The sequence below is a fragment of the Ottowia sp. genome (assembly GCF_016703145.1).
GTDB lineage: Bacteria > Pseudomonadota > Gammaproteobacteria > Burkholderiales > Burkholderiaceae_C > Ottowia.
This window is the reverse complement of sequence record NZ_JADJCO010000005.1, coordinates 158,418-171,294: the sequence shown is the minus strand read 5'-3', so window position 1 is coordinate 171,294 and position 12,877 is coordinate 158,418. Positions and strand designations below refer to the sequence as shown.

The window sequence follows — 12,877 nt, the reverse complement described above, 5'->3', positions numbered from 1 at the left end:
CGTCGCCAGCCGAGCCTACAACCCCAGCGCGCCGAGCACTTCGTCGGCCGTCAGCACCGGTGGCGGCGCGGGCCAGCCGCCGTCCAGCAGCTCGACCATCCTGGCGTTGCGCGGCGCCTGCACGCCGTGGCGCCGGGCCAGGCGCACCACCTCGCCGCAGAGCATGTCCACCTCGGTGCGGCGGCCCAGCGCCAGGTCGTCCGCCATGCTGGAGCGTGCCTGGGGGTCGATGCGCAGCAGGGGCGCGCCGACGGTGGCGAACTGCTCGTCGGGCAGGCGCAGCAGCGCCATCAGGCGGCGCTGCGGCAGGGCGCCGAACTGCGCGGGCTGGATGCCGGCGGCCTCCAGCACCTCCAGGCCCTCCTCCATCAGCCCGGCGAAGCAGCGGCGCCAGCCGGCGTGCATGAACTCGCCCTGCAGCGGCAGGCGCGACAGCGCGTTGACCGGGTTGTTGAGGTTGATGAGCAGCTTGCCCCACTGCACGGCCTTGATGTCGGGCACCAGCGCCAGCGGCACGCCGGCCTTGGCGAACACCGGCACCCAGGGCGCCAGCGCGGCGTCCTGCGGCGCGGCCAGCTCGCCGTCGGTGCCGCGGTGCCAGGCGCCGGGGCTCAGCTCGGCCACGTTGTAGGGCACCATGCCCGGCAGCGCGCGCAAGGCCGGCGCGGCCTGGCCGGCCGTGTCGGCGTTGCCCACGCCGTTCTGCAGCGACAGCACCACCATGCCGGCGGGCAGCGCGGCGGCCAGTTGCCGCGCCGCGTCGCCGGTGGCCCCGCCCTTGACGCACAGCAGCACCAGCGCCGGCCGCATGCCGGCGGGCACGGCCTCGGACAACGACAGCTGGGCCGCCGGCACCACGCGCCGCGCGCCGTCGAGGTCGGTGAGGGTCAGGCCGTGCCCGGCCAGCGCCTGCAGCACGCGCGGACGCCCGACGAAGGTCACCGGCACGCCAGCGGCCGCCAGGCAGCCGCCGATGTAGCAGCCCACGGCGCCGGCGCCCATCACCAGCACGGGGCCGGGCACGTCGGATGAATTCAGGGTCATATCAGTCTCCAGCCGGCTCGGAATATGCGCCAGCAGCTATTTTTATAGGAGCAATCCCATTATCCGTAACATCCCACGCCACCCGCAACGCATGAAACACCAATGGCTCGAATGGCTGCGGAGCAAGCCATGCCAGTGGGTGCGCCCCCTTCAAGGGGGGAGGCGAAACATCGCGCAGCGAGTGCAGACACGGGGGTGGCTCATTCCACGCGCTCGGCCACCCAGGCTTGCACGCCCGCCAGCGCCTTGGGCAGGCCGCTGGCATCCGTGCCGCCGGCCATGGCCATGTCGGGCTTGCCGCCGCCCTTGCCGCCCACCTGCTGGGCGACGAAGTTGACCAGCTCGACGGCCTTGATCTTGGCCGTGTGGTCCTTGGTCACGCCGGCGGCGATCTGCACCTTGTCGCCATCGACCGTGGCGAGCACGATGGCGGCGCTCTTGAGCTTGTCCTTGAGCTTGTCCAGGGTGTCGCGCAGGGTCTTGGCGTCGGCGCCGTCGAGCCGGGCGGCCAGCACCTTGATGCCTTTCACATCCACGGCCTGGCTCATCAGCTCGTCGCCCTGCGACGAGGCCAGCCGGCCCTTGAGCGCGCCGATCTCCTTCTCCAGCGCGCGCACCTGGTCGAGCACCTGCGCCAGGCGCGGCTGCAGCTCGGCGGCGGGGCTCTTCAGGGTGGCGGCCACGCCGTGCACGGTGCCTTCCAGGTCCTGCAGGTAGCGCAGCGCATTGGCACCCGTGATGGCCTCGACGCGGCGCACGCCGGCGGCCACGCCGCCCTCGCCCACGATCTTGAACAGACCGATGTCGCCCGTGCGCTGCACGTGGGTGCCGCCGCACAGCTCGCGGCTGCTGCCGATGTCGAGCACGCGCACGCTCTCGCCGTACTTCTCGCCGAACAGCATCATGGCGCCGGTCTTCTGCGCGTCTTCCATGCCCATCACGCGCGCCTGGGTGGGCGTGTTGGCCAGCACCTCGGCGTTGACCAGGCGCTCGATCTCGGCGATCTGCGCCGCCGTGACGGGCGCGTGGTGCGCGAAGTCGAAGCGCGTCTTGTCGGCATCGACCAGCGAGCCTTTTTGCTGCACGTGGCCGCCCAGCACCTCGCGCAGCGCCTTGTGCATCAGGTGCGTGGCGCTGTGGTTGCGCATGGTGGCGGCGCGGCGCGCGCCGTCGACCGCCGCGCGCACGGTGTCGCCCACCTTCAGCGTGCCTTGCGCCAGCGCGCCGTGGTGGCCGAACACGTCGGCCTTGATTTTCTGCGTGTCCTCGACGTTGAACAGCACGCCCTCGGCGCCGAGGGTGCCGGCATCGCCCACCTGGCCGCCGCTTTCGGCGTAGAAAGGCGTCACGCCCAGCACCACCACGCCGCTTTGGCCGGCTTTCAGCTCGCCAGCCAGCGCACCTTCTACATAGATCGCTATGACTTTTGTAGTCTCCGCGAGCTGCTCGTAGCCAGTGAACTGGTTGGCCGCGCCGTCATAGGCCAGCGCCTTGTCCATCTTGAACTTTCCGGCGGCGCGGGCGGTGGCCTTCTGGTGTTCCATGGCGGCGTTGAAGCCGGCCTCGTCGATTTCAACTTCCCACTCTCGACAAACATCAGCTGTTAGGTCGAGAGGAAAGCCATACGTGTCGTGCAATTTGAAAGCCACTGCACCAGATAATTTGTCGATCTTGGCACCGTCCTTTCGATTCCACTCCAATCCATACACCGCTTCTTCCAATATTTCCATGCCATTGGCCAGCGTCTCGAAGAAGCGCTCTTCCTCGGCTTTCAGCACGCTGGTGATGTGCGCCTCTTGTTCGCGCAGCTTGGGGTAGGCGTCGCCCATTTGCGCCACCAGCGTGTGCACCAGTTGATGGAAGAACGGCATCTTCTGGCCCAGCTTGTAGCCGTGGCGGATGGCGCGGCGGATGATGCGGCGCTGCACGTAGCCGCGGCCTTCGTTGGACGGGATCACGCCGTCGCTGACCAGGAACGCTGTGGCGCGGATGTGGTCGGCGATGACCTTGAGCGAGGGGTTGGCCAGGTCGGCGGTGTGCGTGGCGCGCGCGGCGGCCGCGATGAGCGCGTCGAAGATGTCGATCTCGTAGTTGCTGTGCACGTGCTGCAGGATGGCGGCCAGGCGCTCCAGGCCCATGCCGGTGTCCACGCAGGGCGCGGGCAACTTCACCACGCTGCCGTCGGGTTGCATGTCGAACTGCATGAACACGTGGTTCCAGATCTCGATGAAGCGGTCGCCGTCCTCGTCCGGGCTGCCCGGGGGGCCGCCGGGGATGTGCGGGCCGTGGTCGTAGAAGATTTCGCTGCACGGGCCGCAGGGGCCGGTGTCGGCCATCATCCAGAAGTTGTCGCTCTTGTACTTGCCGCCCTTGTTGTCGCCGATGCGGATGACGCGCTCGGGCGGCAGGCCGATCTCCTTCGTCCAGATGTCGTAGGCCTCGTCGTCGTCGATGTAGACGGTGGCCAGCAGCTTGTCGGCCGGCAGCTGGTAGACCTGCGTGAGCAGTTCCCAGCCCCAGGTGATCGACTCGCGCTTGAAGTAGTCGCCGAACGACCAGTTGCCCAGCATCTCGAAGAAGGTGTGGTGGCGCGCGGTGTAGCCCACGTTCTCCAGGTCGTTGTGCTTGCCGCCGGCGCGCAGGCAGGCCTGCACGCTTGTGGCGCGCACGTAGGGGCGCTTGTCGGAGCCCAGGAACACGTCCTTGAACTGCACCATGCCCGAGTTGGTGAACATCAGCGTCGGGTCGTTGCCCGGCACCAGCGGGCTGGAGGCCACCACGGTGTGCCCCTTGGCCTGGAAGAAATCGAGGAAGGTCTTGCGGATGTCGGCGACCGACATGACGGGGGTTTGCGGGGTTTTCATAAGCTTTTTGGCCGTGGGCCGGCGTGGAATCTACGTGGTCAGCTCAACAATTGATAGCGCAGACCGGTGAAGCGGGCGAAGTCGCGGTCGAAGGTGAGCACTTCGGCGTTGTGCTCGATGGCGATGGCGGCCAGGTGTGCGTCGCTGGTCAGGTTGCCTGCCGTGCCGGCGGACAGCAGCAGGCGCGACATGATGTCCATGTGCCGCGCGCCCGGCTGCAGGATGCTCACGCTCGGATGCGCCAGCCAGTCGTGCACCACGTCCAGCGCCGCCTGCACCGCGAGGGGCTCGCGCAGCACCGGCGGGCGCGTGGTCAGCCTCAAGAACGCCAGCAGGCCGATCCACGTCAGGCCCATGCCCTCGGAGGATTGCGCGGCCTCGTTCAGGCACTGCTGCGCCGCGTCCCGACAGGGGCTGTCGGGGTTGATGGCGTACAGCAGGAGGTTGGTGTCAGGAACCCGCATGCCGCTTCAGGTATTCGTCCTCGATGCGGCGCATCTTGGCAATCAGCTCTTCGTCTTCCAGTTCGGCGGCCAGTTGATTGGCCTTGGTCAAATCCACCAGCGGCATGCCCATGTTGAAAGTGCGCTGGATGAACGGCGGGGTATTGCCCGCGGGCGCCGCCGGCCGGGCCGAGAGCGGCACGATCTTGGCCACCGGCTTGTTGTGGCGCGTGATGATCACTTCCTCGCCGCGCTCGGCGCGGGCGACGTATTCGCTGAGGTGGGTCTTGGCCTCGAACAGGCCGACGGCGGTTTCCATGGCGGTTTCCAGACAAGTTGGTTGAATCAACCAGATTTTAGCGCTTTCGCGCTTTCAGGGCGGCGGCTCACGGCGCTGGAAAGCGCCCCAGCCGGTGGTAGCGCGGCGGCTGGGCGTGCAGGTCGGACCAGATCAGGTCGATGGCGCGCACGGTCCAGCCGATGGGCTGGCGCAGGGGCGCCAGTTCGGTGGCCTTGGCGCGGCGCAGGGTGGTGAGGTGCGGCCTGAAACCCTGCGTGGCCGCGGGCAGGCCGGCCTGGCGCGCGAGCTGGGCGGTGACGTGGTGCAACGCGTCCAGCGCCGGGTTGGACGCGGGGCGCAGCACGGCGATCACGCCGCTGGGGGCGTGCCACAGCTCGGCGCGATCCAGCTCGATCTCGAAGGGTTCGAAGCGCAGTCCGCTCAGCAACGCCTGCCACGCCTGGGCGTGCGGCGCGTCCACCTGGCCGAAGAACTGCAGCGTGAGGTGCATGCGCTCGGGCACCGGGTGCAGCCGGCTCGGCAGGCCATTGGCCCCCACGCTCCCCCGCTGCGCGTGGTCCGCTGCCCCCCGAGGGAGCTGGCCTGCCTTGGGGCGGCCCGGCGGCAGGCCGGCCCAGCGCCGGCGCGCGGCATCGACGGCGGCGCAGGCGGCGGCGTCGGGGAACAGCGCTGTGAACAGGCGCCGGGGCGCGGCGGGAAGGGGCAGCTCGCTCATGGGGAACAACGCCGGTGGCGAGGGGGCAGTATCCGCCGGCCGCGCGCGCATCAGTGAAAGTCGCGGCTGGTGATGCTGCCGGCCAGCCGGCCCAGCAGCGGCGTCAGGTCGTGCAGGCGCCGGGCGATCAGGTGGCGCACGTGGCCGCCGCCGTCCTCGGCGCGCTGCCATTCGCCTTCCACGGCCAGCAGCTCGGAGCGCAGCAGCGCGTTGCGCTGGGCCTCGTCCATGCGCACGCTTTTCCAGACGATGACGTTGACGGGGCCGGTCTCGTCCTCCAGCGTGACGAAGATGGTGCCCTTGGCGGTGCCGGGCTGCTGGCGGCCGGTGACCAGGCCGCAGGCGATGGCGGCGCGGCCGTGGGGCAGCGCGGCCAGCTCGGCGCTGCTCTGCACGCCGCGCCGCGCCAGCCGCGCGCGCAGCAGGGCCAGCGGGTGGCGCCGCAGGGTCAGGCCGAGGGCGGCGTAGTCGTGCACGATCTCCTCGCCCTCGGGCGCGGCGGGCAGCGTGAGCGGGGCTTCGTGGATGGGCGCGTCCTGCAGCAGATCGGCCGCCGCCGGGCCGCCCCCGGGGGACAGCGGACCACGCGCCAGCGGAGAGGCGTGGGGGCTCACGGCACGCCACGCTTGCTGGCGGCGGTGGCCGGCCAGGCTGGCGAGGGCGTCGGCGGCGGCCAGCCGGTTCAGATCGCGCGTGTCCAGGCCGGCGCGGCGAGCCAGGTCGTCCACGCTGGCCAGCGGCGCCTGCGCGCGCGCCTGCATGACGCGCTCGGCGGCATCCCGGCCCAGCCCCTTGACCAGGCGCAGGCCCAGGCGGACGGCGGGGCGAGTGTCGTCAACTACTGTTTTGATAGCTTCAGGCGCAATATCCATGCTGGCCAGAGGCTGATTTGATTCAAAAACAGGCCCCGGCATGCCCTCCAGCGTGCAGTCCCAGTCGCTGGCGGCGGCGTCGGGCGGCAGCACGCGCACGCCGTGGCGCTGCGCGTCCTGGATGAGCTGCGCCGGCCCGTAGAAGCCCATGGGCTGCGCGTTGAGCATGGCGGCCAGGTAGGCCTCGGGCTCGTGGCACTTGAGCCAGCTGCTCTCGTAGGCGATCAGGGCGAAGCTGTAGGCGTGGCTTTCGGGAAAGCCGTATTCGCCGAAGCCCAGGATCTGGTTGAAGATGCGGTCGGCGAAGGCTGCGTCGTAGCCGCGCGTGCGCATGCCGCCCTTCAGCAAGGCTTCGAACCGGTGCACGCCGCCGTGGCGCTTCCACGCGGCCATGGAGCGGCGCAGCGCATCGGCCTGCCCGGGCGTGAAACCGGCGGCGATGATGGCGATCTCCATCACCTGCTCCTGGAAGATGGGTACGCCCAGCGTGCGCGCCAGCGCCTTGGCCAGCGCGGGTGACTTGATGTCCGGCGGCTCCAGCGCCGAGCGCTCGCATTCATAGGTTCCGTCCCGCCGCCAGAGCTCGCGCGCCTTGAGGTACGGATGCACCATGCCGCCGCTGATGGGGCCGGGCCGCACGATGGCGACCTGCACCACCAGGTCGTAGAACTCGGCGGGCTTCAGGCGCGGCAGCATCGACATTTGCGCGCGGCTCTCGATCTGGAAGGTGCCGACGGTGTCGGCGCACTGGATCATGCGGTAGGTGGCCGCGTCGTCGCCGGTGATGTCGCCGCGCGCGAAGGGCCGGCCGCGCCGCTGGGCCACCAGATCGACGCAGCGGCGGAGGGCGGTGAGCATGCCCAGGGCCAGCACGTCCACCTTGAGCATGCCCATCGCCTCCAGGTCGTCCTTGTCCCACTGGATGACCTGGCGGCCTTCCATGGCGGCGGGCTCGACCGGCACCAGGCGCGTGAGCGCGGTGTCGGTGAGCACGAAGCCGCCCACGTGCTGGCTCAGGTGGCGCGGCGCGCCGCGCAGTTGGCCGGCCATCTCCAGCCACAGCCGGGCCTGCGGCGCGCCGATGGCGACGCCGGCCTGGCGCGCCAGCGCGTCCAGGCGCTGGGCCAGGCGCGCGCTGTCCAGCCCTTCGTCGAACCACTGGTGGTCCTTGGCGAAGGCGTCGATCAGGCGCTCATCCACGCCCAGCGCGCGGCCCGTGTCGCGCAGGGCGCTGCGGGTGCGGTAGCAGATCACCGTGGCGGCGAGCGCGGCGCGCTCGCGGCCGTACTTGCGGTAGATGTACTGGATGACCTCCTCGCGCCGCTCGTGCTCGAAGTCGACGTCGATGTCGGGCGGCTCGTTCTGGCGCTCGCGGCTGATGAAGCGCTCCAGCAGCGGGCTGGAATGGCGCGGGTCGGCCTCGGTGATCCCCAGGCAATAGCACACCACCGAGTTGGCGGCCGAGCCCCGGCCCTGGCACAGGATGCCCTGGTCGCGGGCGAAGCGCACGATGTCGTGCACGGTGAGGAAGAACATCTCGTAGCGGCAGTCGTCGATCAGCGCCAGCTCCTTGTCGATGAAGCCCTGGATGTGCGGCGGCACGCCCTCCGGGTAGCGCCAGGCCGCGCCGTCGCGGGTGAGCCGCGCCAGGGTCTGGGTGGGCGTGAGGCCGGGCAGCACGGCCTCCTGCGGGTAGTGGTAGCGCACTTCGTCCAGCACGAAGGTGCAGCGCGCGGCCACGGCGAGGGTGGCATCGAGCAGGTCGGGCGGGTGGCTGCGCGCCAGCCGGTGGCGCGGGCGCAGGTGGCGCTCGGCGTTGGCTTGCAGCGCGAAGCCGCATTCGTGCACGGGCCGGCCCACGCGGATGGCGGTCATCACGTCGTGCAGGCGCTTGGCGGCGCGCACGTGCATGCGCACGTCGCCGGCCGCCACCAGCGGGCAACCGGCGGCGGCGGCAGCCTGCCGCATCCACGCCAGCCAGAGGTCGTCGTCGGCCGCGCCGTGCAGCTCCAGCAGCAGGTTGATTTTCAAGCCAATGAGGCCGCTGACCCTCGCCAGCTCTACGCAATCAGCTATCAAATCGGAAGCATCCTGGCTGTCACGCCCTGGCGCCCACAGCAGCTCGCAGCCGGCCAGCGCGCGCAGGGCATCGATGGGCGAGTCGAGGCGGTAGGCGCCCTTGGGCGCGGCGCGGCGGGCTTGGGTGATGAGCTGGCACAGGTGGCCCCAGCCGCCCAGGTCGCGCGCCAGGGCGACCAGCGTGCCCTGCCCGCCGAAGCGGAACTCGCCTCCGAACAGCAGGCGCAACGGCCGCGCGCGCGGCGTGGGCGGGTCGTGCCGGCAGTCGCCCAGCGCCTTCCAGGCCCGCACCGCGCCGGCCACCGAGCATTCGTCGGTGATGGCCAGCGCCTCGTAGCCCAGCACCCAGGCGCGGCGCACCAGGTCCTCGGGACTGGAGGCGCCGCGCTGGAAGCTGAAGTGCGTGAGGCAGTGCAGCTCGGCGTAGGCCGGCGGCGCTGGCGGGCGCGGCGGCAGGGCGTGGACCGAGGCGGCCTCGGAGCGTGTTGGCGATCCCGGCGTGAGGTGCGCGGGATGCGGATTGGGATGGGCTGCAAGGCGCGAGCCGCAGCCAGTGGCTTGTGCCACTGGCAAGGGTTGCAACGCCGCAGACCGCCCAAGCCCGCGCCCGCCCGCCCGCGCCGGGATCGCCAACACGCTCTCAGGCATACAGGCCCTGCAAAAACCAGCGTGGCGCGGCATCGGGCCGACGCGAGGTGGGGCGCTCACGGTACACCCACAGCAGCTCGGCCGCCCCGCCCTGGGCCACGAAGTAATCGCGCGCGGCGCAAGCCCCCTCCTCCGGGACGGCACCGCTCCACCAGCCGGCCTCGACGCGGCGCGGCGAGGTCAGCAGGCGCAGCGCGGTGCCGCGGTGGCAGGGCTGGCCGTCCTGCACGGCCAGGGGCAGCGGCTCGCGCAGCAGCCAGGTGGGGGCCATGGCATCAGGAAGGATCGAGTCCCTACCAGCCTGCGCCGGCTCGGCGGGGCGCCAGGTCTGCATGCACTCGGGCCGGTGGTCGGCGCGCGGCACGGCGCGGCGCACGCTGGCCGGCCCGAGGCGGGCGCTGGCGCGTTCGATGAAGACGTGCAGCGGCTCGCCGCGCCGCTGCTCGCCAGGCAGCAGGCTGGCACTGCCGGGCCGCCACGGCGCGGTCTGCAGCGCGCGCAGGCGCAGGCCCACGGCGGGCGCGGGCAGGCGCGTGTGCGCCAGCCGTTCGGCCAGCAGGCGGCGCAGGTGGGCGGGCGCCTGGGCCGGCTGGGCAGTGCGAATGATGATGCCGCCCCCACGCTCCGTTGCCTCGCGTGGTCCGCCCGCCGCCTGGGGGCGGCCGTCCAGGCGCCGCGCGTCCAGCGTCCACGCCAGCTCGAAGGCCAGCACGCCCTGCTGGCGCGCGGCCAGCCAGTGCTGCAGCGCGGTCAGCAGGCGGCTGGCCGCCCACAGCAGCGCCGGGGCGTCGTCCACGTGCGCGGGCAGCTCCAGCGCCTGGTCGAACCGCTCGGGCAGGGTGAGCCACGGGTAGCACTCGGGCGCCAGTCCCCAGGCCACGTCGAGCGCGGCGCGCAGGCCAGGGCCGAAGCGCCGCGCCATCGGCCCGCGCGGCAGCGCGTGCGCGTCGCCCCAGGTGCGGCAGCCCAGGCGCGCCAGCAGCGGCAGGTGCGCGCGCGCGGCGCCGAGCGTGCGCAGGGGCAGCGCCGCCACGCCGCCGGCGGGCACGGCCAGCCCTTCGCGGCGCAGCCGCAGGCGTGCGATCGCTATGATTCCAATAGCTGATTGCGCAATGTCCATGCGGGCTGGGGCCGGATTTTCTTCAATGATCCGTGCCCGCAGCGTGCTCACCCCGCCCCACAGGCGCAGGGTGGGCGAGACCTCCAGCAGCAGCGCCTCGTCCACCCAGGCCACGCGCGGGGTGAAGCGCAGCGCCCACCAGGCGAGATGTTCGTCCCCACGCTCCCCCGCTTCGCGTGGTCCGCTGCCCCCCGAGGGGGCCCCGGCCGCCTTGGGGCGGCCCGGCGACGGCCGGATCAGACCCCCACGCTCCCCCGCTTCGCGTGGTCCGCTGCCCCCCGAGGGGGCCCCGGCCGCCTTGGGGCGGCCCGGCGACGGCCGGATGGTGCCCTCATGCTCCGCTGCTGCGCAGTCTTCAGGCGGCCACTGCAAGGCGATCCAGTGCATCGTCTCCTCCTGCTGAAACCGAATCGGCGCGCGCCGCGAAGGGCAGCACCACGGCGCCCGGCCGCAGGGCGGGCGCGCTGGCGGCCAGCAGCGCGCGCAGGCGGCCGTGCTGCGCGGGCAGGCGCAGGGGCGCGTCCAGCGGCGGGCCGCGCCGCTTGAGCAGGCGCACGCGCAGGGCGAGCGCGCCCGCCTCCGCATCGACCTGCAGGCGCAGCGGCGCGGGCGAGGCCGCCGCCGCCGCTGGCCGGCCGCAGCGCGAACAGCAGCGGGTCGCCGCGCTGCGCCGCCGCCAGGTGCAGCCGGCGCAGGTCGGCCGCGCGCACGCGCGGCAGCCAGGCGAGCACGGCCGCCACGTCGGCGCAGCGCAGCGCCTGTTCGGCCAGCCACAACTGCGCCGCCGGCGCGTCGGCCGCCAGCCAGAGCACGCCGCCCGCCCGCACGCCCGCCGCCGCCAGCGCGGGCAGGAAGGGCTCGTGCGGAGGGTTCACCAGGGCCACGGCGCCACCACATGCCACGGCGGGCAGCAGCAGCGGCCAGGTGGGCGTGTCGGGCGCGGGCTGCAGCAGCTCGATCAGCCCGCCCAGCGGCCAGCCGCCGCCGGGCAGCTCGGCGTCCAGCGCCGCGTGGCCGGTGGGCACCGTGCGCGGCGGACCGGCGGCCAGTTCGTCGGCCCGCCACAGGTCGGGCGGGCGCTGGAAGGAAAGGGAGGAAACAGGCATGTCGGATCACCAGGAAACTGTTTTTTTATACAGTATCTGGAGACGCTTGTCACCCCCTTCGTCGGCGCTTGTGAATCAGGAGCGGCCAGCCCTTCAGCGGCGCGGGCTGGCGTTGCGCCGCATCGCCATGCCCACCAGCCGCGAGACGACCAGGGCGATGTACATCACACCGCTGAACTGCCCCAGCATGACCAGCGCGCGCGCCATCGGCCGCACCGGCATCACGTCGCCCAGGCCCACGCCAGAGAGCGTGGTGAAGCCGAGGAACAGCAGGTCGAACCAGCTTCGCGGCGCCGCCACCGGCGTGAAGCTGCCCGGCGCCAGCACCTGGCAGGCCATGAACAGGTGGGCGAAAGCCCAGGCCAGCACGGTGAAGGTGGCGCCAGCGGCGACCAGCTCGTCGAGCGTGGCCACGTCGTCCTGCAGCATGTACGCGGTCAGCGCCGCCGCGGCGTAGAAGTAGAAGGCCGACTCCAGCAGCGACGCCGCCAGCAGCAGCCGAGGCGCCGGCGCCAGCGCGTGCCAGACCGACAGCACCACCACGCACAGCGCCAGCCCCAGCGCCCAGCCGACCGCCGCCGGGCTGCGCCGCACCATGCGCAGCGCCAGCCCCAGCACCACCAAGCCGAGGGCGGCCAGCAGCGCCTGGGCGCCGGGCATGTCCTCGGCCAGCGGGTACAGCAGCACCGCCGCCAGCTGCGCGGCCAGCAGCGCCGACGACGGGTGGCGGCGCAGCCGCGCCAGCAGCTTCAGGGGCAGGTTCATGGCGGCGATTGTGCGCCGCGATGGGCCACAATCGCCGCCATGAACCCCGACGCGCCGCGCCCCATCCGCCATCAGTACGAAGACCTCATGCGCCATGTGTCCGAGCACGGCACGCCCAAGGGCGACCGCACGGGCACGGGCACGAAAAGCGTGTTCGGCCACCAGATGCGCTTCGACCTGGCCGTGGGCTTTCCGCTGGTCACCACCAAGAAGGTGCACCTGAAGAGCATCATTTACGAACTGCTGTGGTTTCTGCGCGGCGACGGCAACGCGCGCTGGCTGCAGGAGCGCGGCGTGACCATCTGGGACGAGTGGGCCGACCCCGCCACGGGCGACCTGGGGCCGGTGTATGGCGTGCAGTGGCGGTCCTGGCCGCGCCCCGATGGCGGGCACATCGACCAGATCGCGCAGGTGGTGGACACGCTCAAGGCCAACCCCGATTCGCGCCGCATCATCGTCAGCGCCTGGAACGTGGCCGATCTGGACCGCATGGCGCTGATGCCCTGCCACGCGCTGTTCCAGTTCCACGTCGCCGAAGGCCGCCTGAGCTGCCAGCTGTACCAGCGCAGCGCCGACATCTTTCTGGGCGTGCCGTTCAACATCGCCAGCTATGCGCTGCTGACGCACATGCTGGCGCAGCAGTGCGACCTGGCGCTGGGCGACTTCATCTGGACCGGCGGCGACTGCCACATCTACGACAACCACGCGGCGCAGGTGCGCGAGCAACTGGCGCGCCAGCCCTTCCCCTACCCCACGCTGCGCATCGTGCGCCGCCCGCCCTCGATCTTCGACTACGCCTACGAGGACTTCGAGGTGCTGGACTACCAGCACCACCCGGCCATCAAAGCCCCGGTGGCGGTGTGATTTTTAGTCAAATCGGGCTGTAACCGGCGTCCATAAAGCGCCGACAGCTATTTATT

The 12,877-nt window shown here is 71.7% G+C and carries 10 protein-coding genes; 1 reads left to right on the top strand and 9 read right to left on the bottom strand.

The window, feature by feature from the left end:
* Nucleotides 1-15: 15 nt before the first annotated feature.
* From IPG65_RS13870 to IPG65_RS13830, 9 genes are all read right to left on the bottom strand, one after another.
* Complete coding sequence (locus tag IPG65_RS13870) at nucleotides 16-1,044, bottom strand: 2-dehydropantoate 2-reductase (RefSeq protein ID WP_293190869.1); 1,029 nt, start codon at nucleotides 1,042-1,044, stop codon at nucleotides 16-18.
* A gap of 200 nt (nucleotides 1,045-1,244) precedes the next feature.
* Nucleotides 1,245-3,884: an alanine--tRNA ligase gene (alaS, locus tag IPG65_RS13865; protein ID WP_293192978.1), complete on the bottom strand. Its 2,640-nt coding sequence runs from the start codon at nucleotides 3,882-3,884 to the stop codon at nucleotides 1,245-1,247.
* Between the two features lie 62 nt (nucleotides 3,885-3,946).
* A complete protein-coding gene (locus IPG65_RS13860; RefSeq protein ID WP_293190867.1) occupies nucleotides 3,947-4,372 on the bottom strand; it encodes a TA system VapC family ribonuclease toxin in 426 nt (141 codons plus the stop codon).
* Entirely contained in the window at nucleotides 4,359-4,670 is a 312-nt protein-coding gene (locus IPG65_RS13855; RefSeq protein WP_293190865.1) for a type II toxin-antitoxin system Phd/YefM family antitoxin, read from the bottom strand. Before IPG65_RS13855 ends, IPG65_RS13860 begins: the two co-directional genes overlap by 14 nt.
* Nucleotides 4,671-4,737: 67 nt before the next feature.
* On the bottom strand, nucleotides 4,738-5,367 hold the full coding sequence (thpR, locus tag IPG65_RS13850) for an RNA 2',3'-cyclic phosphodiesterase (protein WP_293190863.1): 630 nt from the start codon (nucleotides 5,365-5,367) through the stop codon (nucleotides 4,738-4,740).
* A gap of 50 nt (nucleotides 5,368-5,417) precedes the next feature.
* The gene (locus IPG65_RS13845; RefSeq protein WP_293192976.1) at nucleotides 5,418-8,774 is read right to left on the bottom strand and encodes an error-prone DNA polymerase; all 3,357 of its coding nucleotides are present in this window, start codon (nucleotides 8,772-8,774) and stop codon (nucleotides 5,418-5,420) included.
* Nucleotides 8,775-8,958: 184 nt separating this feature from the next.
* Nucleotides 8,959-10,200 (bottom strand): DNA polymerase Y family protein, encoded by a 1,242-nt coding sequence (locus IPG65_RS13840; RefSeq protein WP_293190861.1) that lies wholly within the window; start codon nucleotides 10,198-10,200, stop codon nucleotides 8,959-8,961.
* A 122-nt stretch (nucleotides 10,201-10,322) separates the two neighbouring features.
* A complete protein-coding gene (gene imuA / locus IPG65_RS13835; protein ID WP_293190859.1) occupies nucleotides 10,323-11,192 on the bottom strand; it encodes a translesion DNA synthesis-associated protein ImuA in 870 nt (289 codons plus the stop codon).
* A gap of 93 nt (nucleotides 11,193-11,285) precedes the next feature.
* Complete coding sequence (locus IPG65_RS13830; RefSeq protein ID WP_293190857.1) at nucleotides 11,286-11,957, bottom strand: potassium channel family protein; 672 nt, start codon at nucleotides 11,955-11,957, stop codon at nucleotides 11,286-11,288.
* Nucleotides 11,958-11,996: 39 nt separating this feature from the next.
* On the opposite strand from IPG65_RS13830, the gene IPG65_RS13825 reads away from it, so the two are divergent.
* Nucleotides 11,997-12,821 carry a thymidylate synthase gene (locus tag IPG65_RS13825; protein WP_293190854.1) on the top strand — a complete coding sequence of 275 codons (825 nt, stop codon included), beginning with the start codon at nucleotides 11,997-11,999 and terminating at the stop codon, nucleotides 12,819-12,821.
* Nucleotides 12,822-12,877: the final 56 nt, after the last annotated feature.